This is a genomic window from Streptomyces sp. NPDC058289 (assembly GCF_042880975.1).
Taxonomy (GTDB): Bacteria; Actinomycetota; Actinomycetes; order Streptomycetales; family Streptomycetaceae; genus Streptomyces; species Streptomyces stoeckheimensis.
In genome coordinates this window covers 1-23,700 of the sequence record NZ_JBHVYI010000036.1, presented here as the reverse complement: position 1 = coordinate 23,700, position 23,700 = coordinate 1, and the positions used below count along the sequence as shown (strand labels likewise).

Genomic DNA, 23,700 nt, shown 5'->3' with positions numbered 1-23,700 from the left:
AACCATTGGCCGAGACCGAACCGGCCGCTCCCCCCACTCGTGCAGCACCCACCCGAGGACGCCCGATGTCACGAGCACATCAGCAACGCTCCGCGCACAGAGACCGTCGCCGCCCCCACTGGCACCGCCCGCTGGCGGGCGTCGCCGCCCTCGCCGCCGCCATGGCGGGCCTCACCGGCCTCAGCGCCGCGGCCGCGACGGCCGCCGGAACCGGAGTCTCGGCCACTTCCACCGCCACTTCCACCGCCGCCGAGTCCGCCGCGGTGCTGGTCTCGACCGGAAAGCCCACGACCGCGTCCTCGGTCGAGGCGAGCGGCTTCGAGGCGGGCAAGGCCGTGGACGCCAACGCCGCGACCCGCTGGGCCAGCGCGGAGGGCGTGGACCCGCAGTGGATCCGCATCGACCTCGGAGCGGCGCACACCATCAGCCGGGTGAAGCTCAACTGGGAGGCCGCGTACGGGAAGACGTACAAGATCCAGACCTCGAACGACGGGACGACCTGGACCGACGTCTACTCCACCAGCACCGGGAACGGCGCGACCGACGACCTGACGGTCACCGGGACCGGGCGCTACGTCCGCATGCACGGCACCGCCCGGGGCACCGCGTACGGCTACTCCCTCTGGGAGTTCGAGGTCTACGGCTCCCCGGTCTCCGGCGGCTCCGACACCACGCCGCCGAGCACTCCGGGCAGTCTGCGCTCGACGGCCACCACCGCGAACAGCGTCTCGCTGGCCTGGAACGCCGCCACCGACAACGTGGGCGTCACCGGCTACGACATCTACCGCGGCGCCACGCACGTGGGAGCGGCCACCGGGACCTCGTACACGGACACCGGTCTCACGGCCTCCACCAGCTACGGCTACACGGTCAAGGCGCGGGACGCGGCGGGCAACACCTCCGCGGCGAGCACGGCGCTCAACGTCACCACCCAGCCCGCGAGCGGCTCCGGTCCGGCGGTGCCGTTCGGCAGCCACACCCGCCCCTACGCCGCCGGGACGTTGAAGCCCACCGGCGCCCAGGGCACGCTCGACCAGAAGACCATCGACTACTACACCCACTGGAAGTCCGCGTTCGTCCGGCAGAACTGCGGCAACGGCTGGTACCAGGTCATCTCCCCCGACGCCGACCACCCCTATGTGGCCGAGGCCCAGGGGTACGGCATGGTGATCGCGGCGACGATGGCCGGCGCCGACCCGGACGCGAAGAAGATCTTCGACGGTCTGACCAAGTGGACGATCGACCACCCCTCGTCGGTCAACCCGGACCTGCTCGCCGCGGAGCAGGACACCGCCTGCCGGAGCGTCAACGGCGGTGACGGCGCGACCGACGGCGACATGGACGTCGCGTACGGGCTGCTCCTCGCCGACAAGCAGTGGGGCAGCGCGGGCACGTACAACTACAAGGCCCTCGCGATCAAGCACATCAACGCGATCAAGAAGGACGAGCTCAATCCGTCCACCAACCTGCTCAAGCTGGGCGACTGGAGCAGCTCCGGCGACCAGTACTACTACATCACCCGCACCTCGGACTGGATGGTCGACCACTTCCGGGCCTTCCGGACGGCGACCGGCGACTCGGCCTGGGACACCGTCCGCACCGCGCACCAGAACCAGATCACCAACCTGCAGGCCTCCTACGCCCCGAACACCGGGCTCCTCCCCGACTTCGTCGTCAACACGAACACCACCCCCAAGCCCGCCCCCGGTCAGGTCCTCGAGGACCCGAACGACGGCGCCTACTGGTGGAACGCCTGCCGGACCCCGTGGCGCATCGCGGACGACGCGGTGACCAGCGGGGACGCCAAGTCCCTCGCGTCGGCGCGGAAGGTCAACGCCTGGATCAAGGCCAAGACGGGCGGCGACCCGAACAAGATAGCCATCGGCTACAAGCTCGACGGCACGCAGATCTCCGCCGGGAGCGAGGCGGCGTACTTCGCCCCGTTCGCGCTGGCGGCCATGACCGACCCGGGCAGCCAGGCCTGGCTGGACGCGCTCTGGAACAAGATGCTGGCCGCCCCGATCGACACCAGCAGCTACTTCTCGGCGAGCATCCAGCTCCAGGTCATGATCACCGCCTCCGGCAACCACTGGGTCCCTTAGCCGGCGAGGGAGTTCCGGGTACGGCCGCGCCCGGCAGGCGCGGCCGTACCCGTGGCTCAACCGGCCGCCGATGGCTCCGGTCGGCCCGCGTCGTTGACCAGGGCCACGATCAGCGCGGCCGTCGCGAACACCAGCGCCCCGCCGGTGAAGGCCCGGGTGTAGCCGTACGTCATGGCCTCCTGGGCCCGGGCCACGAGCTCCGTGTCGTACGTGCGCAGCCCCGAGAAGTAGGCCTCGTCGGCGCGCGGCAGGCGATCGTCCGCGAACGCCGTCGACAGGGCGGCCAGGCCGGCCACCCCGAGCGCCCCGCCGATCTGCTGCGCGGTGTTGAGCAGTCCCGAGGCGCTGCCCGAGTCGTTCTCCGCGACTCCGCGCACCGCGCCGAGCGTCAGCGGTACGAAGGCGCAACCGAGCCCGGCACCGGTGACGAACATGGCGGGCATCAGCACACCGGCGTACGAGGAGTGCGGCGTCAGGGTGCCCAGCCAGAGCATGCCGGCCGCGGCGACCACGAGTCCGGGTGCGGCCACCAGCCGGGGCGCCAGCCTGAGCACGAGCTTCGATCCGATCGCGGCCGTCATGCCGATGCCGGCGCTGAAGGGCAGGTAGGCGAGCCCCGTCCGCACCGCACCGAAGCCGAGCACGTGTTGCATGAAGAGGGTGAGGAAGTAGAACGTGGAGAACATGCCGAGGCCCGCGAGGAACAGGGCGGCGTAGGTACCGGCGCGGTTGCGGTCCTGGAGGACGCGCAGCGGGAGCATGGGGTGCTCGATGCGGGACTGGCGCAGCAGGAAGAGGACGAGCAAAACGGCGGCGGCGGCGAAGCAGCCGAGGGTGACGGCGTCGGCCCAGCCCTGCTGTCCGCCGCGGGTGACGGCGTACACCAGGCTGAGCAGACCGGCGGTGCCGGCCGCCGCTCCGGAGACGTCGAGCTTCCCGTGGGACCGGTCGGCTTCGTCGAGCACGGTGGTTCCGGCCAGGACGCCGATCCCGATGGGGATGTTCACCAGCAGCACCCAGCGCCAGTCGAGGTACTCGGTGAGGACGCCGCCCAGGATCAGGCCGACGGTCGAGCCGGCCCCCGCCATGGCGGCGTAGGTGCCCATGGCGCGGTTGCGTTCCTTGCCCTCGGGGAAGTTCGTGGCGATCAGCGCGAGCGCGGTGGGCGCCGCGATGGCGGCGCCCACGCCCTGGAGCACCCGTGCGCCGATGAGGAGTCCGGCGCTGGGGGCCAGTCCGCCGAGGACCGAGGCCAGTACGAACAGGACGATGCCGAACCGGAACACCCGGCGGCGGCCGAAGAGGTCTCCGGCCCTGCCGCCGAGCAGCATCAGTCCGCCGAAGGTGACGGCGTAGGCGTTCACCACCCAGGCGAGGTTGCCGGCGGAGATCTCCAGGCCGCTCTGGATGCTCGGCAGGGCGATGTTCACGATGGTCGCGTCGAGCACCACCATCAGCTCGGCCGCGGCGATGACGAGCAGGGCCAGGACCGGCCGGCGGCCGGTTCCCGCTCGCGCCGGTGGGGTCGCCCCGGGAACGGGAGCCGGGGCGGCCTGCGCTTCGAATGACATGGGACCTCCGGGTGGTGGGCGCAACTCCTGGGCCCGGCGCCTCACATGGAGGGGCGGCGGGTTCGGTTACGGTGGGTGTCCTCGTCCTCGTGACGACTCCACGGCAAGGGCCGACGGCCGACGGATTCAACTGAAGGAAATTTCATGCGTGTTCGCGTGATGAAGGGCATAGCCGTCGCCGCCACCGGCCTGCTCGCCGGTGCCTTCGGCTACGGAGCGGTCAATCTCGGACCGACCTTCTGGGAGGTGCCGCTGGACATGCGGCTGACCTTCCACGCCGAACTGATGAAGATGAACTCGCCGGTGATGCTTTCCGCGATGGCGGTCGCCGGGGTCAGCTCACTGGCCCTGACCCTGCAGACGCGCGGCCGGGAGCGGGCGCTCGCGGCGGCGGCGACCCTGCTGGTGGGGACTTCCTTCCTGGTCACCCGCTTCGGGAACGTGCCGATCAACGGGCAGATCAAGGTGTGGGCCACGACCTCCGCGCCGGCCGACTACGCCGAGATCCTGCACCGTTGGGATCTCTTCAACCGCACGCGCACCTCGACGGCCCTGATCGCCTTCATCCTGCTCGTCATCACCGCGGTGGCGCCCCTCCAGGGGCGGCGGGAGTCCGGGTCGGCTTCTTCCTAGAGGCCCTTCAGCTGACGGTCGAGCGCCCGCTCCGCAGCGGTCAACGGCTGTTCCCGGGGCATGCGTTCGGGGTGGCCGGGCGGGAGTCCCCGCAGGGCCCCCTGGCCGTCGGGAGCGGCCGGGACGTGCGGGGCGGGGATGCAGAACTGCGTCTCGCCGTAGACGATCAACGCGTCCACGCAGAAGCGCAGGAGCCGCTTCAGTAACGCGGGTACGAGGAGGGACACGGGCTCGGACACCGGCACGGCCGCTCAGGCCGAGAGTCGGTCGGACAGGTGGAACACCGTGTCGTCGGCGAGCACGGTCTGGTGGGCCATGCGCAGTTCCAGGCCGGGTTCGATGCCGAGTTCCTCGATGAGCAGCTCGCGGGTGCGGCGGTAGGAGGCCAGGGCGTCGCCGCTGCGGCCGCTGCGGTGGAGGACCACCATGAGCCGGGCGCAGAGCCCTTCGCTGAGGGGGTTCTCCGCCACCAGCCGGCTGAGCTCGCCGACCAGTTCCAAGTGCCGTCCGAGCCGCAGGTCCAGGTCGATGCGGCGCTTGAGCGCGGTCATGCAGGCCTCGTCGTACTGCAGGGCGGTGCCCGAGAGGGCCGAGCTGTCCCGCAGGCCCTCCAGTGTCGGGCCCCGGCGGAGCGCCAGGGCTTCGCGGTACTGCTTCAGCGCCAGTTCGTGGTGGCCGGCCCGTTCCGAATCCGCGGCCAGCGCGCACAGCCGGTCGAAGCAGACCGTGTCGAGGATGCCGTCGTTCACCTGGAGCTGGTAGCCCGGCGCCCGGGTGCGCAGGGTGCACCAGCGGCCGTCGAGGTCGTGGCGGATCAGGAACTTGCGCAGCTGCGAGACGTACACCCGCAGGGCGGCGAGCGCGGTGGCCGGCGGCCGGTCGCCCCACAGCTCGCGGATGAGCGCCTCGTTGGACACGGTCCCGTTGGGGCGGACCAGGAGCGTGGCCAGGAGCTGGCGCAATTTGCGCTGGGGCAGCAGTACTTCGACCGAGTCCACCATGATCTCCAGTGGCCCCAGCAGCCGCAGGGCGACCCTGCGCGGGGTGAGGTCCTGCACGCCGCACGGCGCCTGCCGTTCCATGGTGACGGTCATGCCAGAACCTCCAGTCGCGGATGGGCGCTGCGGAAGAAGGTCAGCGGCTGCTCCTCGCGCAAGAGGCCCAGGTCGACGACCTCGCCGATGACGATCACGTGGTCGCCGCCCGGGAACGTGGTGTGCAGCCGGCAGTCGAGGAAGGCCAGTGCGTCTCCGAGGACCGGGGAACCGGTCGCGCCGGGGGCGTGGGCCAGTTCACCGAAGCCGGCGGTGTCGCGGCGGGCGAAGGCGCGGCACAGGGCCGCCTGGTCCGAGGCCAGGATGTTGACGGCGAAGGAGCCCGAGTCCCGGATGGCCGCCAGCGCCCGCGATTCCCGGTGGACGCACACGAGCACCAGCGCGGGGTCGAGCGAGACCGAGGTGAACGAGTTCACCGTGACCCCCACCGGCTCCTCCCCCTCCCCCCGGCAGGTGATGACCGCGACACCGGTCGGATAACGTCCGCACACTTCCCGGAGCACTCGCGCCTCCACGACCTCGGTATCCCTTTCCTCGGTTTCCGAAACGGTCAAGCTCTCCACGTAATCCCCCTATGAAAGACTGCGCGCTCCCTTCGCCGGAGAGAATTCGGACTCCGGAAGCAGGGCATTGCAGGTACCCGACCTTAACGATGCGAGGTTGACGCCGCCTACGGCCCAAAGGACGAGGCGGGGCGTACTTTCGTCCGAAGCACCCGTACCGGAGCACGGCTCCCCGCCGTTCGACCGCTGGTCACAGATGTGCGGCCGGCGCTGCTCCAGGCCCTGCGGGAACGGCGACTGGGCAATCTGGGAGTGCCGGGAGCACGTACCGGCGGCTGGACTCCACCCCGGGGGTCCACGGATGCACACGCTCCGCAATCCGTCGGACGCCTTTATCGCGACGGCTTTTCTCCGCCCTCATCAGCGCTTTAGCCCGCCGGGTGATTCTGATGTGGCCGCTCACCGGGCGGCCGAACCTGGACCGGAAGGAAAGTGAATGCGCAGCACTCTTATCGTGGCTCGCATGAATCCGACCGCCGCAGCTGACGTGAAGCGCATCTTCGCCGAATCCGATGCCGGCGAGCTTCCTCATCTGATCGGCGTGAAGGAACGCAGGCTGTTCCGCTTCCACGATCTCTACCTGCACTACATGGCCTCCGAGGAGGACGTGCGCGGTCCGATCGGCGAGCTGACGGGCCACGAGCTGTTCACCGATGTCAGCGACCGGCTGAGCCCGCACATCGCCGCCTACGACCCCGTGACCTGGCGCGGTCCCCGGGACGCGATGGCCCACGAGTTCTACACCTGGCGCGCGGAGGGCTGAGACGGCTCGCCGCCCGCGCGTCCGGGCAATGACGGCGGCGTCGCCGTTGGGGGGAACCGCACCGCCGGTGCGGAACAACGAGAGGAGACTGGCATGGCCAGCGAACGAATGACGAAGATCGTGGCGAAGGACGTCGAGTCCAACCGGCGTCGGGGCGGGGACCTGCGCACGCTCCTCGGCCCGGCCAACACCGGTGCCACCGCGGGCTTCATGGGGGTGCTGACCCTGGAGCCCGGTGAAGTCGTCACCGAGCACTACCACCCGTACTCCGAGGAGTTCCTCTACCTCGTCAGCGGGGAACTGCTGGCCCGGGTCGACGGGGAGCCCGTCCTGCTCTCCGCGGGCGAGGCGCTCCACCTGGAGACCAACGTGCGGCACCGGCTGGAGAACCACGGGGCGGAGCCCGCCTTCCTGGTCTTCCAGCTGGGCCCGCTCGCGCCCCGCCCCGAGCTCGGACACGTGGACACCGAGCCCCTTCCGGGCCAGGAGGGGGTGTGAGTCCCCGCAGGGCCGTCGTCACCGGGATCGGCGTGGTGGCGCCGGGGGGCATCGGCACCAAGGCCTTCTGGAAGCTGCTGACCGACGGGCGTACGGCCACCCGCGCCATCTCGCACTTCGACGCCTCGGCCTACCGCTCCAGGATCGCGGCGGAGTGCGATTTCGACCCCGCCGCGGCCGGCCTGAGCCCTCAGGAGGTCCTGCGCATGGACCGCAGCGCGCAGTTCGCCGTGGTCGCCGCGCGGGAGGCCCTCGCGGACAGCGGAGTCGACACCGACGAGGTGGCCCCGCACCGCATCGGCGTCTCCATCGGCAGCGCGGTGGGCTCCACCGTCACGCTGGAGCAGCAGTACGTCCGGGTCAGCAACGGCGGCAACCGCTGGGTGGTGGACGCCACCGACCCCTATCCGCACCTGTACGGGGCCCTGGTGCCCGGGGCGCTCGCCGCCGAGGTGGCGTGGACGGCCGGGGCCCAGGGACCGGTCCGGGTGGTGTCGACGGGCTGCACCTCGGGGCTCGACTCCGTGGCGCAGGGCGCCCAGTACATCGAGGACGGAACCGCCGACATCGTGCTGGCCGGCGCGACCGACGCGCCCATCTCGCCGATCACCGTGGCCTGTTTCGACGCGATCAAGGCCACCTCGCCCAACAACGGCGACGCCGCGCACGCCTCGCGCCCCTTCGACCGGGACCGTGACGGCTTCGTGCTCGGCGAGGGCGCAGCCGTGCTGATCCTGGAGGAGGAGGGGTTCGCCCGCCGCCGTGGCGCCAGGATCTACTGCGAGGTCGCGGGGTACGCGCAGCGCAGCAACGCCTTCCACATGACGGGGCTGCGCCCGGACGGCAAGGAACTCGCCGAGGCGGTACGGGTGGCGCTCGGGCGGGCCCGGTTGCCCGCGGAGGCCGTGGACTACGTCAACGCCCACGGGTCGGGTACCCGGCAGAACGACCGGCACGAGACCTCCGCGCTGAAGGTGTCGCTCGGCGAGCACGCCTACGGGGTGCCGGTGAGCTCCATCAAGTCGATGGTGGGCCATTCCCTGGGCGCGATCGGCGCCCTGGAGCTCGCCGCCTGCGCCCTGGCGATCGAGGAGAACACGATCCCGCCGACCGCAAACCTCGAACACCCGGATCCCGAGCTGGGGTTGGACTACGTGCCGAAGACGGCCCGGGAACAGCGGACCGACACGGTCCTCAGCGTGGGCAGCGGCTTCGGCGGCTTCCAGACGGCGATGGTCCTGACCGCGCCCGGACGGGCGGTGCGCGATGCCTGACACCACGACAGCCGCCCGCCGGGCGGTCGTCACCGGCATCTCCGCGGTGGCGCCGGGCGGTCTGGGGGCGAAGGCCTTCTGGGACGCGGCGCTGGAAGGACGCAGCGAGCTCGGCCCCGTCACGCACTTCGAGGCCGACGGTTTCCCGGTCCGGGTGGTCGGCGAGGTGTTCGGCGATGTCACCCTGCCCGGGGTCGACCCGCGGCTGGCCGTACAGACCGACCGCTGGAGCCAGTTCGCGCTGCTGGCGGCCGAGGAGGCGCTGGCCGACGCGGGGGTGCGGCCGGAGGCCTTCTCCCCGTACGACCTCGGGGTCATCACGGCCTCCTCCTCCGGCGGGAACGCCTTCGGGCAGCGGGAGATCGCGGCCCTGTGGTCGAAGGGGCCCCGGCACGTGGGCCCGTACCAGTCGATCGCCTGGTTCTACGCCGCCACGACCGGTCAGCTCTCCATCCGGCACGGCATGAAGGGGCCCTGCGGGGTCACCGTCGCCGAGCAGGCCGGCGGTCTGGACGCGATCGGGCAGGCCCGCCGGGCCCTGCTGCACGGCGATGCCAAGGTCATCCTGACCGGCGGCACCGAGGCGCCGCTGAGCCCGTACGCCCTGACCTGCCAGACCACCTCCGGCCGGCTGAGCGCCAGCGACGACCCCGAGCGCGCCTACCTGCCGTTCGACGCGGCCGCGTGCGGACACGTACCGGGCGAGGGCGGCGCGATCCTCGTGATGGAGGACGAGGACAGCGCCCGCGAGCGCGGCGCCGACGCCCCCTACGGCGAGATCGCCGGATACGCGGCCACCTTCGACCCGGCGCCCGGCACGTCGGCGGGCGGCGGCCCCACCGCGCTGCGCCGGGCCGTCCGGACGGCCCTCGCGGACGCCCGCGTCCGGCCGGAGGACGTCGACGTGGTCTTCGCCGACGCGGCGGGCACCCCCGAGCTGGACCGCGCGGAAGCACGCTGCCTCGCCGAGGTGTTCGGGCCGCACGGAGTGCCGGTCACGGCCCCCAAGGCGCGCTACGGGCGGCTGTACGCGGGCGGCGCACCGCTCGACGTGGTCACCGCCCTGCTCGCCCTGCGCGAGCAGGTGATCCCGCCCGGCGGACCGGGCGGCGCCGCGGACCCCGCCCACCGGATCGACCTCGTCGTGGAACCCCGGGAGGCGCGCCTGCGCACCGCGCTGGTGCTCGCCCGCGGCTACGGCGGCTTCAACTCCGCACTCGTCGTGCGGACGGTCACCCCGTGACCGCCCCGCCCGATCTCGATCACGTTCCCTCGGAAGGATCCCTCGCCATGACCGTGTCACCCGCCTCCCACGAGGCCACCTCCCCCGGGGCTCGCTCCCCCGAAGCCCTCTCCTACGAGGACTTCCTCGCCGTCGTCGAGCGGTGCACCGGGGTCGCGGCGCAGACGCTGCGCTCCGCCGACCCGGCCGCCACCATCGACGACCTGGGCGTGGACTCGCTGGGTCTGATCAACGTCCTCACCGAGGTGGAGAACCGCTACGACATCCGGCTGGACGCCGACGGCATCGACCGGCTGCCGGCGATCCACGCGCTGATCAACGAGGCGCTGCGGCCGGCGGGGGCCCGTACCGAGAACCACATCGTCATCGACGCCCCGTTCGACCTCGTGTGGGACGTGACCAACGACGTGGCCGGCTGGCCGGACCTGTTCAGCGAGTACGCCTCCGCCGAGATCCTGGAGCAGCACGGCGACACCGTGCGCTTCCGTCTGGCCCTCCACCCGGAGCCCGACGGAAAGGTCTGGAGCTGGGTCTCCGAGCGCGTCATGGACCGTGCGAACGGGACCGTCACGGCGCACCGCGTCGAGACCGGCCCCTTCGAGTTCATGAACATCCACTGGTCGTACCGGGAGACCGGCGCCGGTGTGGAGATGCGCTGGGTGCAGGAGTTCCACATGAAGCCGCAGGCGCCCCTCGACGACGCCGGCATGACCGAACGCATCAACACGAACTCGAAGATCCAGCTCGCGCTCATCAAGGAGCGGCTGGAGGCGGCCGACCGCACGTCCGCCGGCTCGGCGGTGGCCCGATGAGCGGCGACGGCTCCGACTTCAAGGGCAAGCACGTCCTGGTCACCGGCGGCGCCCGGGGCATCGGACGGGCCACGGTCCTGGCGCTGGCCGCGCAGGGCGCCGCGGTGACGGCCTGCTACGTCAACGAGAGCGAGCGGGTCGAGTCCCTGCGGGCCGAACTGGACGAGCTGGGGGCCCGGGGCGCGCTCGTGCGCGCCGACATCGCCGACCACGAGCAGGCCGCGCGGCTGGCCGCCGGGGCGCACGCCCGGTTCGGGGCCGTCGACGCCGTGGTGAACAACGCCGGCGTCATCAGCCACCACCCCCTGCGGGACCTGCCGCCCGCCGAGTGGCAGCGGGTCCTCGACACCAATCTGACCGGTATGTACAACGTGATCCGCGGAGTGCTGCCGTACGTCGCCGAGACCGCCTCGATCGTCAACATCAGCTCCGCCGTGGCCCACCACGGCATGCCCGGCGCCGCCCACTACGTGGCCTCCAAGGCCGGGGTGATGGGCCTGACCCGGGCGCTGGCCAAGGAGTTGGGTCCGCAGGGCATCCGCGTCAACTGCATCGCCTCCGGGCTGATCGAGACGGACCAGATGAAGGCCGTCACGGCCGAAGGGAAGGCCCGCTACGAGCAGATGATCGCGCTGGGCCGGCTCGGCCGCCCGGAGGAGATCGCCGACGTGGTGCTCTTCCTCGCCTCGCACGCGGCCCGCTACGTCACCGGGGCCACGCTCGATGTCGACGGCGGCATCTGACCCGGAGGGAGACCGCGCTCCGTGCTGCGCACCGTGCTGGAAATGACCGTACGGGAGGGCTGCGAGGAGGAGTTCCGCGCGGCCTGGCTGGAGACGGCGCAAGAGGCCGCGCGCCTGCCGGGCTCCGTCACCCAAGCCCTCCTGCGGGACCCGCGCCAACCCCGTACCCATCTGATCATGGCCGACTGGGCCGACCGGGCCGCCCTGGAGGCCTTCCAGAACAGCTCCGAGAGGGAGCGGCTCAGCGCCCGGCTGGAGCCGTTCCGCGAGAACGCCCGCAAACGCGTGCTGGAGGTCATCCAGCGCGTTCCCACCGCCCCGCCGTTGAAAGGTGATCCGTCGTGACCGTACGCGTCATGGTTTCCGCCCGTGTCGAGGAGAAGGACCAGGAGGCCTTCGAGGAGGCCTACCGCCAGGTCACCTCCGTGGTCCGGGGCACCCCCGGACACCTCCGCGACGAGCTGCTGCGCGACGCGGAGCAGCCCGGCCGCTACATCCTGCTCGCCGAGTGGGAGAGCGAGGAGGCGTTCCGCACCTGGGAGGACGCACCGTCCCACCGCGAGATGGCGGCCCCCATGTTCCCCTACTGGAGCGGTGGCGACATCGAGCGGCGGATCTTCGATCTGCGCGCCCGGCTCGACAGCGTGCCGTCCCACACCTGAGCGGACGGCGACCATGGCGACCATCCGCAAGGCCCTGGTGATCGGCGCCGGCATCGGCGGGCTCACCACCGCGGCAGGCCTGCTGCGGCAGGGCATCGAAGCAGAGGTGTTCGAAGCCCGTCCCACTCCGGGACGGCTGCTGACCGGCGGCGGCTTCATGCTCTGGCACAACGCCGTCCTGTCCCTGCGCAGGCTCGGGCTCGACGAGGACGTCGTGTCCGGTTCGGTCCGCATGCGCTTCCACGAGTTCCGTTCCGACTCCGGCCGCCGGCTGGCCCGCTGGCACCTGGACGGCCCGACCGAGCGGGCGGGTGCTCCCGCGCTGGCCCTGCGCCGCTCCCGGCTGCACACGGTGCTCACCGAGGCGGTGGGCGAGCACCGCATCCGGCTGGGCAGCCGGTTCACCGGGTACGTCCAGGACACCGACGGGGTCACCGCCCGTTTCGAGGACGGGTCCTCGGCCCGTGGCGACGTACTGATCGGCGCGGACGGACTGCGCTCCACGGTGCGCGCCGCGATGCGCGGCGGGTTCGAGCCGCCGCCGCGGTACGCGGGCTACACGGCCTGGCAGGCCATCACCCGGCTGCCGGGCGAGTCCGTGGTGCCCACGGGCACCTTCTTCAACCTGTGGGGCAAGGGCGGACTGCGCTTCCTGTACTGCCGGCTGAACGAGAACGAGATCTACTGGGACGCCATCACCAGTGACCGGGCGGCCGCCGGGATCGACACGGTCCGCCAGTCGCGGGGCGCAGCGCTGGCGGCCGCGTACCGCGACTGGCCGGAGCCCGTCCGCGGGATCATCGCCTCGACCGACGAGGAGGCGATCCTGCCGGTGAGCATCCACGACCGTCCCCCGGGCGGCGGCTGGAGCGACGGCCGGGTCGTGGTCATCGGTGACGCCGCCCATCCGATGACGCTCAACCTCAGCCAGGGCGCCGGCCAGGCCATCGAGAGCGGCGTGGTGCTCGCCGACCTGCTGGGCCGGGCGGAGCCGGATGCGGTACCGGAGGCCCTGCGGGCGTTCGAGGAAGCGCGCCGGGCGCGGGCCGCCGACATGGTGACGGCCTCGTGGCGCATCGGCACGCTCGGGCTGGCCCACAACGGGCTGCTGTGCCGGGTCCGTGACGCCGCGATGTACACGTTCTTCGACTCGGTCGCCAAGGGCCAGAGCTACGCGCTCATGCTGGACGGCCGCCTCCAGCGGGCCCCCCTGCGCACGGCCGGGGCGCTCGGCCGCGGGACGGGGTGAGGCGCCGGTGCTGGCCGCCGCCCTGGCCACCGCCTTCGTCCTGTGCACCGGGGTGCTGGCGGGTGCGCTGATCGCCGTGGAACGCGCCATCGTTCCGATGCTGTCGGGCCTGCCGCGGCAGACCTGGTCGGAGGTCCACCGGGCCCTGGACCCCGGCTTCGACCCGCTGATGCCGACCGTCAACAAGGTGGCCCTGGCCGCCGGGCTCGGGCTGTCGTTCCTGGCTCCGGGAGCCGGCGCGAAGGCCGCCTTCGCCCTGGCCCTGGCCGCGGTGGCGGGCGTCGCCCTGGTGTCGGAACTGCGCAACGTACGGATGAACCGGCGGATCGACGCCTGGGCCGAGGCCCGGGAGATTCCCGGGGGCTGGGACGTCCTGCGCGCCCGCTGGGCGCGCGCCAACCGGCTGCGCACGGCCTTCGCCGTCCTGGCGTTCTGCGCGGCGCTCGGCGGCTGCTGGCTGGCGTGGGCCTGAGTGCCGTACCCCCGCCCCCGCCCCCGGTACCCCCTACGACCAACCCCTACGACTTCGAGGAGCAGAACGGGTGAATCCCGCAGACGAGCAGAGCCAAGACCAATCCTCCGGACCGGAGTTCGCGGGCCGCGTCGCGCTGGTGACCGGCGCCGGCCGGGGCATCGGCGCGGCCACCGCGCGGATCCTGGCCGCCCGCGGCGCCCGCGTGGCGGTGAACTACCACAAGAGCGCGGACCGGGCCCAGGACCTCGTGGACGCGATCCGGCGCCGCGGCGGAGAGGCGGTGGCGCTCCAGGGCGACGTCACCGATCCCGGCCAGGTGACCGCGCTGGTCGCCGGCGTACGGGCCGAACTGGGCCCCATCGACGTCCTGGTGCTCAACGCAGCCGGTCTCGACGCCCACGAGGCGCGCATCGCCCCCGCGACCGAGCTGGCCTGGGAGGACCTGGAGCACGTGGTCACCCGACAGCTCAAGGCGCTCTTCCTGACCGCGCACGCGGTCCTTCCCGACATGATCGCCCGGGGCGCAGGCTCCGTGGTGGCGGTGGGGGCGGCGCTCGCCCGCCGGCCCGCGCCGCGTTTCCTGCCGCTGTCCGTGGCCAAGGCCGGGGTGGAGGCCGCCGTACGCACGCTGGCGCTGGAGGTGGGCCCGCACGGGGTGCGGGTCAATGCGGTGGAGCCCAACCTCACCCTCACCGAACTCGCCCGGCACATCCCGGAGGAAGCCCGCCGGGCCGCCGCCGAGCGCTCCGCGCTGCGGCGCAACGGAACCCCCGAGGACATCGCCGAGGTCATCGCGTTCCTCGCCTCCGAGCGCGCCTCGTACCTCACGGGCAGCTGCCTGGTCGCGGACGGCGGCACGGCCCTGGCCTGACCGACCGGTCCCGCAGGCCCGCTTTTCCCCTCCTTTATCGGCCCCTTTGCCGCTGCTGATTGCCTGTCCGAGAACTGCCGTCCGTCATCGGACCACCCGAACGAAAGGCACGAAACCATGTCGAAGACCGAAACGAAGACCGAAGCGAAGAGCGGGACGACGACCGAACGGAAGGTCGTCAACCGTGACGAGGTCGAGCCCGTCTGCTGGTTCGGCGAGGAGGGGCGGTTCCTGCTGCGCAAGGAGGACACCGGCGGGCTCTACAGCTTCTACCAGATCACCACCCAGCCGGGCAGCGGTCCGCCGCTGCACGTCCACGAGACCGCCGACGAGGCGTTCTTCGTCAACAAGGGCACCTACGAGTTCGAGGTCGGCGGGGTCACCGAGACCATCACCGCGGGCACCGTGATCTACGGGCCGCGCGGGGTTCCGCACCGTTTCCTCAACGTCGGTGACGAGCCCGGCCAGTTGCTGGTCATCGCGACCCCCGGGGGCGTCGAGAACTTCTTCATCGGCCTGTCCGAGCTCGTCTCGGGCGGGGCCCCGGACTGGAGCAAGATGCAGGAGCTCGCCAACGCGAACCAGATGCGCGGATTCACGCCGCCGCCCGGTGCCCGCGGTGACGTGGGCGGCCCGCCGGCCGGAATCCGCCGCGGCGCCGGCGGTCCGCCCGCCGCGCACGGCGTACGGGGCTGATCCAGCCCGATCGAGGAGCCGGCGTCCACCCGGCTCGCAGGACCCCGGCCGGGGTGGCGCGCCGTTCCGCCACCCCGGCCGTCCCCCGTCCGGCTCCGCCGCACCCGAAAGCCGCCCACCCGCTCCAGTCCCACAGGAGGACAGCATGCACGGACAACACCCCGGCAGCCGCGCGAGCCTGCGGTCGGCCGCACCGCCCCGCCGCCATGACGTGATCATCCTGGGTTCCGGCATCGCCGGGTCGACCCTGGGCGCCATCCTGGCGAAGCAAGGCGTTTCCGTCCTGCTCCTCGACGGCGGAACGCACCCGCGGTTCGCCGTCGGGGAGTCGACGACCCTGTACACCCTGAAGGTGTTCCGGTTGCTGGCCCGGCGCTACGGCGTCCCCGAGCTGGAGTCGCTCACCTCGTACGAGGGCATCCACGACGACATCGCCCCGACCTCGGGGACCAAGCGCCACTTCGGCTTCATCCGGCACGAGGAGGGCAAGGAGCCCGACCCGGCCGAGTTCCTCCAGTTCAGCCCGCCCTCCAAGGCGCTGCAGACCGGGCACCTGTTCCGCCAGGACACCGACGCGTACCTCTTCCACGCGGCCGTCCGCTACGGCTGCGACGTCCGCCAGGCCTTCCACGTCGAGGACGTGGAACTGGCCGAGGACCACGTGGCCGTGATCGGAAAGGGCGGCGAGCGCCACGAGGGCCGCTACCTGGTGGATGCCAGCGGGTTCCGCTCCCCGCTCGCCGAGCAGCTCGGACTGCGCAAGCCTCCCGGGGCGCTCAAGCACCACTCCCGGTCCATGTTCACCCACATGCTGGGCGTCCGTCCGACCGACGAATGCCTGCGGGTGGGCCCCGAGGACGCGCCGCCGATCCCCTGGGTGGAAGGGACCATGCACCACCTCTTCGACCGCGGGTGGTTCTGGTCCATCCCGTTCAACAACGCGCCGGGATCGAGGAACCCGCTGGTCAGCGTCGGCCTCACGCTGGACGAGCGGATGTACCCCAAGGACCACTCGGTGACCCCGGAGGAGGAGTTCCGCAGCTTCGCGGCCCGGTTCCCGGCGGTGGAGCGGCTGTTCGCGGACGCGAGGACCGTACGGCCGTGGGTGTCGGCCGGCCGGATCCAGTACGCCTCGGACCGGACCGTGGGGCACCGCTGGTGCCTGATGTCGCACGCCGCCGGCTTCATCGACCCGCTGTACTCGCGCGGCCTCACCAACACCGGCGAAGTGGTCAACTCCCTTGCCTGGAGGCTGCTCGACGCCCTGGCGGAGGACGACTTCGACGAGGAGCGGTTCCGGTACGTCGACGAGCTCCAGCAGGGACTGATCCGCTACAACGACGAGCTCGTCAACTGCTCGTTCATCTCCTTCCAGGACCACTCCCTGTGGAACGCCGTCTACCGGATCTGGTGCGCGGCCGAGGTTCCGATCAACCTGCGCTTCGACCGGTTCACCGAGCGGTTCGCGGCCTCCGGCGACGACGGGGTGCTCCGCGCGATGGAGAACGCGGCCCACCCGGGACTTCCCGTACCCGGATCCGAGGGCTACAAGGCACTGTTCGACGAGATGGTGCGGCTCTGCGAGGCGGTCGACCGCGGGGAGCGCACCGCGGCCGACGCGGGCGGGGAGCTGCTGGGCACGGTGGTGAAGACCCCCGTGGTGCTGGACCACCTCGGGCTGCGCGACCCGGGCCGCCGGTTCGTCTACCCCATGCCGGACGACTTGCGACGGATGGCGAACTGGCTGCGCCTCGAGGGCCCGGAAGAGCTGAGCTACCTCATCAACGGCGTGGACGTGCACGGCGCACCCCTGACGGGGCGGACCGACGACGAGATGGCCCTGCCGCACTGACGCCGGTCGCGCGGCACGGCACACGGGCACGACACGGCACCACACAGAGCGGGCGGGGCCCCCGGGGGGGGGGGGGCCGCCCCCGGGCGGGGGGGGCCCCCCCCCGCTCGCTGCTCGCATGGGCCGGGTCAGGTCCGCGGCTTCTCGTGGACCCGTCGGGTGATGGCCCGGACCACGGAACGCGGCGCCGCCCGCATCAGGGGCAGCCTGATGCGGTACGCCAGGCCCGGCACCGTGGACGGCCGTCCTGCCGCCACCGCGTCCAGGCCGGCGCGGGCGACCTGCTCGGACGTCAGCCACTTGATGTCGGGCAGGGCCGAGGTCGGCACGCCGGCCGCCTCGTGGAACCCGGAGCGGGTCAGTCCCGTGTGCACGGTGGTGATGTTGACCCCGTGGCGGGCGACCTCCATGGACAGGCTCTCGCTCAGCGAGGACAGGAAGGCCTTGGAGGCGGCGTAGGTCGCGGACCGGGGCTTGGGCAGGACCGCGACGAGGGAGGAGACGTTCACGATGCCGCCGGCGCCACGGGCGATCATGCCGGGCAGGCACGCGTGGGACAGCCGCAGGGGCACGACGGCGTTGAGTACCGCGGTGTGCAGCTCACGCTCCACCGGCAGCTCCGCGAAGTAACCGGAGCCGCTCGAACCGGCGTTGTTCACCAGGAGCTCCACGGGCCGGTCGGTCTCGGCGAGCCGTTGCTCGGCCTCCGCGACCTGGCTCTCGTCGGTGAGGTCGAGCTGCATCACCTCCACGTTCACCCCGTGCGCGGACTCCAGCTCGGCGGCGAGCTGTTTGAGCCGGTCGCCCCGCCTCGCGACCAGCACGAGGTCCACTCCCTCCCGGGCGAGCAGGCGGGCGAACCCCTCACCGATCCCGCTCGATGCCCCGGTCACCATCGCCGAGCCGTACGGAAATCGCCGCATGGCATTCCTCGAATCTCTTCGACAATTTACTTTCATACGCCCGCACAGGTTATCCACGATAACCGAGAACAGGCCAGCGCATAATCGGAAAGAAAGTCCGAGCAGGACCGATTTATTTTGCCTTAAGCGGGGATTCATCGGCCGGTGATGAAATGCAGCCGCGTGACGGGCCCGATTCCCCGGGCCCGCCACCCCACTCCGTCCCCGTCTCCATGGAAATGGCTGGTGTCAGTGCCATGACGTCCTCCGCTCACAGACGCGATTCCGCGCCCGTCACGCGCCGAGCGCCCGTCGCGCGCCAAGCGCCCGGGGAGGGACCGGCCGCCCGGCTGGACTCCCTCACCGGGCTGCGCTGGATCGCGGCCTTCGCCGTCTTCCTCTCGCACGTCAGCACCCTGCTGCCGCTCCCCGGCGCCAAAGCCGTGTTCGGCCTGGGCTCCTCCGGAGTGACGTTCTTCTTCGTGCTCTCGGGCTTCGTCCTCACCTGGACGTACATGGCCGGCGACCGGGTCGGCCCCTTCTACGGACGCAGGTTCGCCCGCATCTGGCCGCTGCTGGCCGTCGGGGTGGCGGTCCCGCTCTTCCTCCAGCTTCCCGACGCACGGCCGGGCCAGTCCGGCACCCTGGTCCTGATGGCGCTCTCCGCCGTCCTGCTCTACCAGGCCTGGATGCCCAGCTACATCCTGAGCAGCACGAACCCGGTCACCTGGTCGTTGGCCTGCGAGGCCTTCTTCTACGCGATCTTCCCCTTCGTGGCGAAGTACACGGTCCGCCGCTCATTGCGCTGGCTCGGCTGGGCGGCCGTCGCCCTCGTGGCGGTGGGCTGGGGGATCAAGCTGTACCTCTGGGACGCCTATCCGCCCCAGGCGCGCCCCGCGTTCACCGGCATGGACGGCCTGATCTTCGGCACCTACTCCCCCATCGCCCGGGTCTGGGAGTTCCTCCTCGGCATGGTCGCGGCGGCCGCGGTCCGCAAGGGCTGGCGCTCGCCCGTCGGGGTCCGGTCGGCCACGGCGCTGCTCGCCGCCGGCTTCTTCGGGTTGTGGCTGCTGCGCCACGAGACCTGGCGGCTGTACGTCCTCTTCGACGCCCTCGGCCAGGTGTCCGCCCCGCTGTTCGCACTCGTGGTCGTCGCGGTGGCCCAGCGGGACCTCGCGGGAGGTGCGTCCTGGCTGCGGGCGAGGCCGATGGTGGCCCTCGGCGAATGGTCGTACGCCTTCTACCTTCTGCACTTCACCGTGCTCTTCGAGATCTCGTCCGCGGTATTCGACAAGAAGAGCATCATCGAATTCTATATGCGGCCGGTCCAGCCGAGCTGGTCGAATGCGGGCTGGGCACTTCTCGCCCTATTCGTCACCCTGGCCGTCTGCGCCCTTCTGTACCAGTTCTACGAGCGTCCGGTGGAACGCCTGCTGCGCCACCGGATAGGGCGGCGCACCGCACCCGTGCCGGCGCCGCGAACCGAGCCGGCGGCCGCGCGGAGCCCGCGCGCCGAAAGCAGTTCCACCACCGGGGAATGAGGTCACCGCACATGACGACGCCAGGACCCGTCACGGACCCCTTCGACGTCATGTTCGTCGGGTGGTCCTTCTTCCGGGGCAAACTCCTGACCGCGGCCATGGATCTGGACGTCTTCTCGGTGCTGGGCGACGGACCGCTCGACGCCGAGGAGCTGTGCGCCCGTACGGGCCTGCACCCCCGCGGCGGCCGGGACTTCCTGGACGCCCTGGCGGCCATCGGCCTCCTGGTGCGGGCCGACGGCCGCTACGGCAACAGCCCCGGCGCACAAGAGCACCTGCTGCCGGACGGGCCGGGGTTCGTGGGCGGGTTCCTGCGGATGACCAGCGAACTCATGGGCAGCGATCCGGATTCGCTCCCCGCGCTGCTGCGGGGCGGCGCCGCCCGCAACCAGACCACGGGCGGTGAGGTCCCGTTCACCCGGATCTTCCACGACCCGGCCCGGCTGCGGCAGTTCCTGTCGGCGATGGACGGTTTCAGCGGGGCCGTGGCCGGCGAACTGGCGCACGCCTTCGACTGGTCCCGGTACGCGACCTTCAGCGATGTGGGCGGGGCGCGCGGCAATCTCGCGGCGCGCCTCGCCGCCGCGCACCCCGGGCTCACCGGCACGGTGCTGGACCGGCCGTCGATGGAGGAGCACTTCGACCGGCTCGTGGCCGAACGCGGGGTCGAGAAGCAACTGCGGTTCGTGGGCGCCGACTTCTTCAGCTCGGATCTACCGCGCGCCGATGTGGTGATCCTCGGCAGCGTGCTGCACGACTGGCCCGTGGAGCAGCGCGCCACGCTGCTGCGCAAGGCCTACGAAGCCGTGAACGACGGCGGGGCGGTCATCGTCTACGACACCATGCTCGACGACGAGCGGCGGGAGGCGGAGCCGCTGATGCTCAGCCTCATCATGATGCTGCAGTCCGCACAGGCCGCCGGCTTCGCGCCGGCCGAGTGCGGCGCGTGGATGACGGAGGCGGGCTTCACCGTCGAACGGGTGCTCCGGCTGCCCGCGCTGACCACCGCGGTGATCGGCCGCAAGAACTGACACGAAAGCACACCCGCTCCCGGACCAGAAGCCCGGGAGCGGGTGTTCCTCACGTTGAATTCCTCACCATAAACACGTGTTTCGACGCGCCTGAGCGGGGCAGCCCTGCCCGAACTCGCCAATCTGGGATAAGAACCAGCTGGATCCGACCGACATCGGCCAGGCTATTCTGGCCGACGACTGCACTGTCCATGAACTTCGGGGGAATACATGTCAGGCTCGCCTCGCATCAGTGTCCTGCTCGTCGATTCGCACCCCATCTCGCTGACCGGGCTGCAGGCCATTCTCGACGGCTGCCCCGACCTGCGGGTGGCCAGTGTCGCCCAGGACGACGCCACCGCGGCCACCAGGTACCGGGAGCTGCGGCCCGATGTCGTCATCATCAACGCCCACAAGAACGCCACACAGGCTCTGAAGAGCATAGACGCGCTCTCGCCGCCCCGTTCGACGCTCCCGCCCCCGAATGTCCTCGTCCTGATCGACGATGTGGGCGCGGCGGCGGACCAAGTGCTCCAGGCCGGCGTGAACGGCCTGTTGTCCAGTGGGAGCAGCGCACAGGAGCTCGCCGCCGCGGTCCGCATCATGGCCGCCGGCCGGTCCCTGCTCATCCCCAGGGCCCAGCAGGATTCAGCCGACTCTCCGCTCGATCCGCTGACCGAGCGGGAAATCGAGGTATTTCGCCTCATGACGCGAGGATTCAGCAATGCCGAGATTTCTGAGGAATTGACGCTGAGTCAGAGCACCGTGAAATCTCATATCCAGAAAGTAATGGAGAAGTTGAGCCTTCGCAACAGGGTGCACGCGGTCATCTTCGCCTACGAGAAGAACATCATTCACGCCGGGCCACTGCGCGCGGGCCCGGACCGGGAATCGGTCCGTCCGGCGCGAGCAGCTGCGCGATGACCCGCCTGGTATCGAACACGTTCCGGTCCTCGACGACCAGACCGTTCTCCACCCGCCACAGTTGGATGCCTTCGGAGGAGATGTCGCGCCCGGTGGGTGCCAGCCCGGCGAACTCCCCCACGTGCGTGCCGCGTGCGGTGTACCAGCTCGCCACCCAGGGCCCCTCCGCCACCTGAAGTCCGACGTCGACCCTGAGCCCGGCGAATGCGGCGCGCCGCGACCACACGCTCCGCTTGGGGCCGGCGGGGCCGACCGGTTCGCCGTTCAGCAGGAACTCGGGGGCGAAGATCCGGTCGGCGGCCTGCAGGTTCCCGCGGCTCCAGCCCTCGTCGAACCACAGCCGCGCGAGGGCCTTGTTGGCTTCCTGGACACCCGGTTCCCCGTGCGGGGTCACGGCGCTCAACGGCCCGGCTCCGGGGAAGCGGAGAGCGGCGGCGCACCCGCCGCGCGCAGCGCCGCGAGGCTTTCGCGGCCGACGCTGTTCAGTTCCGGCACCGGGGACGCCGCCGCCCATTTCAGAAAATCTGCAATCTGGCCCTGATCCGGGTGGATGAACCGCTGCTTCACGTCCTTCCAGCCGAATCCGTCGTGCACCGCACCGGATTCCCGGATCTGTTCGAGAATGAGGTCCGCCGCCGTGTCGCCGTCGATCAGCTTCGCCTCGTACCGCGCGCAGGCCTCGGCCGTCACGGCGAGCAGCGCCTTGAATTCGTCGTTGTCCGGCCACCAGAGGCCGGTGTGGGGCGCCTTCTCCAGTGCGTCGAAGACGCTCGTGTCGCCGTCTCCGCGGAACTTCCGCAGCGCATTGTTGATCCGGAGGGTGCCGGGGGTGCTGCCGCTCCCCCAGACCCGGAACACCGCGTCCCAGAGGCGGAAGTGGGAGAAGGCGATGAAGGAGCAGTTGACGAGCGTGTCGTTGTAGTCGAGCAGTCCCTGTTCGAGCTCCTCGACGTGACGGAAGCGCTCTTCCGCGAAGTCGTCGTCGGCGAGGGCCCCGAGGAGACGCGGGGCGAGGGCGTGGATGATCTCGAAGGTGTTGGACATGCCTCGGGAGTACAAGGGGTCCAGGAAACCCGCGGCGTGCGACATCAGGCACCACCGGTGTCCCACCGTCTTGTTGGACGAGTATTGGAGCCGCCCGGTGGAGACCCACTCCCGGACCTTCCTGGCTCCCTCGAACTGCCGCTCCACCGCCGGGAACCGGCTGAGCAGCCGGGCGAACTCCTCCTCGGCCCCGATCCCTTCCGGCTTGGGGTACGTGCGCGGGTCGAGGGTGACTCCCACACTGCACAGCGGGTTGCGGGAGAGCTCGTGGTTGTCGAAGGGGATGATCCAGAACCAGCCCCGGTCGAAGAGGTGGTGCATGGTGCCGTTGTGCCACGGGACGGGCGGCCGGCTCTGCTCCGGGACCTCGAGCACGTCGTCGAAGGGGCGTACCCCGATCATGTGCGTGAACAGGGACCGCGAGTGGTGGCGGAAGCGCGCCGGCTGCTCGCGCAGCCCGAGGTGGTCCGCCAGCGGGGAGCGGAAGCCGCTCGCGTCCACCAGGTAGCGGGCCCTGACGACCTGTCCGTCGGTGCCGGTGACCGTGACGCCGGCGTCGTCGAAGTCGATGTTCTCCGCCCGCCACTGCTGACGCGTGTCGCAGCCGTATCCGACGGCCACGCGGAGCAGGTAGGCGTCACTGTCCTGCCGGAAGAGGTGGCTCGCGGAGGTCAGCGCGTCGGGGATGACGAACTGGTGCGCTTCGTCCGGGTCGGGCTCCTGGCCCGGGCGGTGCAGCATGAATCCGAAGTGCTGCTTGCGGCCGAAGGTGTTGCTCACCTTCTGGTTGATCGTGGTCGCGTCGGTCAGGGCCTGGAACTCCGGTACGTCGAAGCGCTCGGCGAGCACCTGGAGCCAGGCGATGAGCTGGGGGATCATCGACTCCCCCACCGCGAACCGCGGATGGGTGCCCGCGTCGGCTATCAGCACCTTGGCCCCGTTGCGGGCCAGTACCGCGCCGAGCGTGGATCCGGCGATTCCGGACCCCAGGATCACCACGTCGTGGCTGGGCTTCTGTGCGGACGCCGTCGGTCGTCCGGACTCGGTCGGTCGTACGGACTCGGTCGATCGTGCGGACTCGGTCGATCGTGCGGTCACGGTCGGTTCCCTTCGCAGTCGTCTGGTCGCGGGGGGGGGGGGGGGGCCGGGGGGCGCCCGGGCACCCACATACACAACCGATAATTGGGGGAGAATCAATATTAATTGGGGGGCACCCC

25 protein-coding genes and 1 pseudogene are annotated in these 23,700 nt (G+C 71.1%); 19 read left to right on the top strand and 7 right to left on the bottom strand.

What is annotated here, in order from left to right; all coding sequences use genetic code 11:
* Positions 1 to 65: 65 nt before the first annotated feature.
* A complete protein-coding gene (locus ACFVX6_RS20060; RefSeq protein ID WP_389693186.1) occupies positions 66 to 2,102 on the top strand; it encodes a glycosyl hydrolase family 8 in 2,037 nt (678 codons plus the stop codon).
* Between the two features lie 56 nt (positions 2,103 to 2,158).
* On the opposite strand, the gene ACFVX6_RS20055 is transcribed toward ACFVX6_RS20060, so the two are convergent.
* Entirely contained in the window at positions 2,159 to 3,673 is a 1,515-nt protein-coding gene (locus tag ACFVX6_RS20055) for an MFS transporter (protein ID WP_389693184.1), read from the bottom strand.
* A gap of 144 nt (positions 3,674 to 3,817) precedes the next feature.
* Here ACFVX6_RS20055 and ACFVX6_RS20050 point away from each other — a divergent pair, with 144 nt between their 5' ends.
* Entirely contained in the window at positions 3,818 to 4,306 is a 489-nt protein-coding gene (locus ACFVX6_RS20050; protein WP_389693182.1) for an anthrone oxygenase family protein, read from the top strand.
* Here the strand turns inward: ACFVX6_RS20050 and ACFVX6_RS20045 are convergent.
* The 3 genes from ACFVX6_RS20045 to ACFVX6_RS20035 are packed head-to-tail and all read right to left on the bottom strand — an operon-like array spanning position 4,303 to position 5,852.
* Entirely contained in the window at positions 4,303 to 4,545 is a 243-nt protein-coding gene (locus tag ACFVX6_RS20045; RefSeq protein WP_389693180.1) for a DUF6059 family protein, read from the bottom strand. The genes ACFVX6_RS20050 and ACFVX6_RS20045 overlap by 4 nt on opposite strands.
* Positions 4,546 to 4,557: 12 nt before the next feature.
* Positions 4,558 to 5,400 carry a BTAD domain-containing putative transcriptional regulator gene (locus ACFVX6_RS20040; RefSeq protein WP_389693178.1) on the bottom strand — a complete coding sequence of 281 codons (843 nt, stop codon included), beginning with the start codon at positions 5,398 to 5,400 and terminating at the stop codon, positions 4,558 to 4,560.
* Positions 5,397 to 5,852 carry a flavin reductase family protein gene (locus ACFVX6_RS20035; RefSeq protein ID WP_389693265.1) on the bottom strand — a complete coding sequence of 152 codons (456 nt, stop codon included), beginning with the start codon at positions 5,850 to 5,852 and terminating at the stop codon, positions 5,397 to 5,399. The genes ACFVX6_RS20040 and ACFVX6_RS20035 overlap by 4 nt, the downstream gene beginning before the upstream one ends.
* Before the next feature lie 508 nt (positions 5,853 to 6,360).
* On the opposite strand from ACFVX6_RS20035, the gene ACFVX6_RS20030 reads away from it, so the two are divergent.
* From ACFVX6_RS20030 to ACFVX6_RS19965, 14 genes and pseudogenes are all read left to right on the top strand, one after another.
* Positions 6,361 to 6,687, top strand: coding sequence for a TcmI family type II polyketide cyclase (locus tag ACFVX6_RS20030; RefSeq protein ID WP_389693176.1), 327 nt, complete (start codon positions 6,361 to 6,363; stop codon positions 6,685 to 6,687).
* Positions 6,688 to 6,780: 93 nt separating this feature from the next.
* On the top strand, positions 6,781 to 7,185 hold the full coding sequence (locus ACFVX6_RS20025; protein WP_389693174.1) for a cupin domain-containing protein: 405 nt from the start codon (positions 6,781 to 6,783) through the stop codon (positions 7,183 to 7,185).
* Positions 7,182 to 8,459, top strand: coding sequence for a beta-ketoacyl-[acyl-carrier-protein] synthase family protein (locus ACFVX6_RS20020; protein ID WP_389693172.1), 1,278 nt, complete (start codon positions 7,182 to 7,184; stop codon positions 8,457 to 8,459). The genes ACFVX6_RS20025 and ACFVX6_RS20020 overlap by 4 nt, the downstream gene beginning before the upstream one ends.
* The gene (locus ACFVX6_RS20015; protein ID WP_389693170.1) at positions 8,452 to 9,702 is read left to right on the top strand and encodes a ketosynthase chain-length factor; all 1,251 of its coding nucleotides are present in this window, start codon (positions 8,452 to 8,454) and stop codon (positions 9,700 to 9,702) included. Before ACFVX6_RS20020 ends, ACFVX6_RS20015 begins: the two co-directional genes overlap by 8 nt.
* A gap of 47 nt (positions 9,703 to 9,749) precedes the next feature.
* A pseudogene (locus ACFVX6_RS20010) lies at positions 9,750 to 10,004 on the top strand (acyl carrier protein); the annotation flags it as partial.
* Between the two features lie 24 nt (positions 10,005 to 10,028).
* Positions 10,029 to 10,514: an SRPBCC family protein gene (locus ACFVX6_RS20005; RefSeq protein WP_389693263.1), complete on the top strand. Its 486-nt coding sequence runs from the start codon at positions 10,029 to 10,031 to the stop codon at positions 10,512 to 10,514.
* A complete protein-coding gene (locus ACFVX6_RS20000; protein ID WP_389693168.1) occupies positions 10,511 to 11,257 on the top strand; it encodes an SDR family oxidoreductase in 747 nt (248 codons plus the stop codon). Before ACFVX6_RS20005 ends, ACFVX6_RS20000 begins: the two co-directional genes overlap by 4 nt.
* Positions 11,258 to 11,278: 21 nt before the next feature.
* On the top strand, positions 11,279 to 11,602 hold the full coding sequence (locus ACFVX6_RS19995) for an antibiotic biosynthesis monooxygenase family protein (RefSeq protein ID WP_389693166.1): 324 nt from the start codon (positions 11,279 to 11,281) through the stop codon (positions 11,600 to 11,602).
* Positions 11,599 to 11,919 (top strand): antibiotic biosynthesis monooxygenase, encoded by a 321-nt coding sequence (locus ACFVX6_RS19990; protein WP_250745227.1) that lies wholly within the window; start codon positions 11,599 to 11,601, stop codon positions 11,917 to 11,919. Before ACFVX6_RS19995 ends, ACFVX6_RS19990 begins: the two co-directional genes overlap by 4 nt.
* 13 nt (positions 11,920 to 11,932) lie before the next feature.
* Positions 11,933 to 13,168, top strand: a complete 1,236-nt coding sequence (locus ACFVX6_RS19985; protein ID WP_389693164.1) for an FAD-dependent monooxygenase — start codon at positions 11,933 to 11,935, stop codon at positions 13,166 to 13,168.
* A 7-nt stretch (positions 13,169 to 13,175) separates the two neighbouring features.
* Positions 13,176 to 13,640, top strand: a complete 465-nt coding sequence (locus ACFVX6_RS19980) for an anthrone oxygenase family protein (protein ID WP_389693162.1) — start codon at positions 13,176 to 13,178, stop codon at positions 13,638 to 13,640.
* Between the two features lie 70 nt (positions 13,641 to 13,710).
* Positions 13,711 to 14,514: an SDR family NAD(P)-dependent oxidoreductase gene (locus ACFVX6_RS19975; protein WP_389693160.1), complete on the top strand. Its 804-nt coding sequence runs from the start codon at positions 13,711 to 13,713 to the stop codon at positions 14,512 to 14,514.
* A gap of 117 nt (positions 14,515 to 14,631) precedes the next feature.
* Positions 14,632 to 15,210 carry a cupin domain-containing protein gene (locus ACFVX6_RS19970; protein ID WP_389693158.1) on the top strand — a complete coding sequence of 193 codons (579 nt, stop codon included), beginning with the start codon at positions 14,632 to 14,634 and terminating at the stop codon, positions 15,208 to 15,210.
* 145 nt (positions 15,211 to 15,355) lie between these two features.
* The gene (locus tag ACFVX6_RS19965; RefSeq protein ID WP_389693156.1) at positions 15,356 to 17,062 is read left to right on the top strand and encodes an NAD(P)/FAD-dependent oxidoreductase; all 1,707 of its coding nucleotides are present in this window, start codon (positions 15,356 to 15,358) and stop codon (positions 17,060 to 17,062) included.
* Between the two features lie 128 nt (positions 17,063 to 17,190).
* On the opposite strand, the gene ACFVX6_RS19960 is transcribed toward ACFVX6_RS19965, so the two are convergent.
* Positions 17,191 to 17,985, bottom strand: coding sequence for an SDR family NAD(P)-dependent oxidoreductase (locus ACFVX6_RS19960; protein ID WP_389693154.1), 795 nt, complete (start codon positions 17,983 to 17,985; stop codon positions 17,191 to 17,193).
* 236 nt (positions 17,986 to 18,221) lie between these two features.
* Here ACFVX6_RS19960 and ACFVX6_RS19955 point away from each other — a divergent pair, with 236 nt between their 5' ends.
* The 3 genes from ACFVX6_RS19955 (at position 18,222) to ACFVX6_RS19945 (ending at position 21,439) form a co-directional block, all read left to right on the top strand.
* Positions 18,222 to 19,505: an acyltransferase family protein gene (locus tag ACFVX6_RS19955; RefSeq protein ID WP_389693152.1), complete on the top strand. Its 1,284-nt coding sequence runs from the start codon at positions 18,222 to 18,224 to the stop codon at positions 19,503 to 19,505.
* Positions 19,506 to 19,516: 11 nt separating this feature from the next.
* The gene (locus ACFVX6_RS19950; RefSeq protein ID WP_389693150.1) at positions 19,517 to 20,536 is read left to right on the top strand and encodes a methyltransferase; all 1,020 of its coding nucleotides are present in this window, start codon (positions 19,517 to 19,519) and stop codon (positions 20,534 to 20,536) included.
* 210 nt (positions 20,537 to 20,746) lie between these two features.
* A complete protein-coding gene (locus tag ACFVX6_RS19945) occupies positions 20,747 to 21,439 on the top strand; it encodes a response regulator transcription factor (RefSeq protein WP_389693148.1) in 693 nt (230 codons plus the stop codon).
* Here ACFVX6_RS19945 and ACFVX6_RS19940 read toward each other — a convergent pair.
* Complete coding sequence (locus ACFVX6_RS19940; RefSeq protein ID WP_389693261.1) at positions 21,366 to 21,833, bottom strand: ester cyclase; 468 nt, start codon at positions 21,831 to 21,833, stop codon at positions 21,366 to 21,368. The two genes, ACFVX6_RS19945 and ACFVX6_RS19940, sit on opposite strands and share 74 nt — an antisense overlap.
* A 5-nt stretch (positions 21,834 to 21,838) precedes the next feature.
* Complete coding sequence (locus tag ACFVX6_RS19935; protein WP_389693146.1) at positions 21,839 to 23,581, bottom strand: NAD(P)/FAD-dependent oxidoreductase; 1,743 nt, start codon at positions 23,579 to 23,581, stop codon at positions 21,839 to 21,841.
* Positions 23,582 to 23,700: the final 119 nt, after the last annotated feature.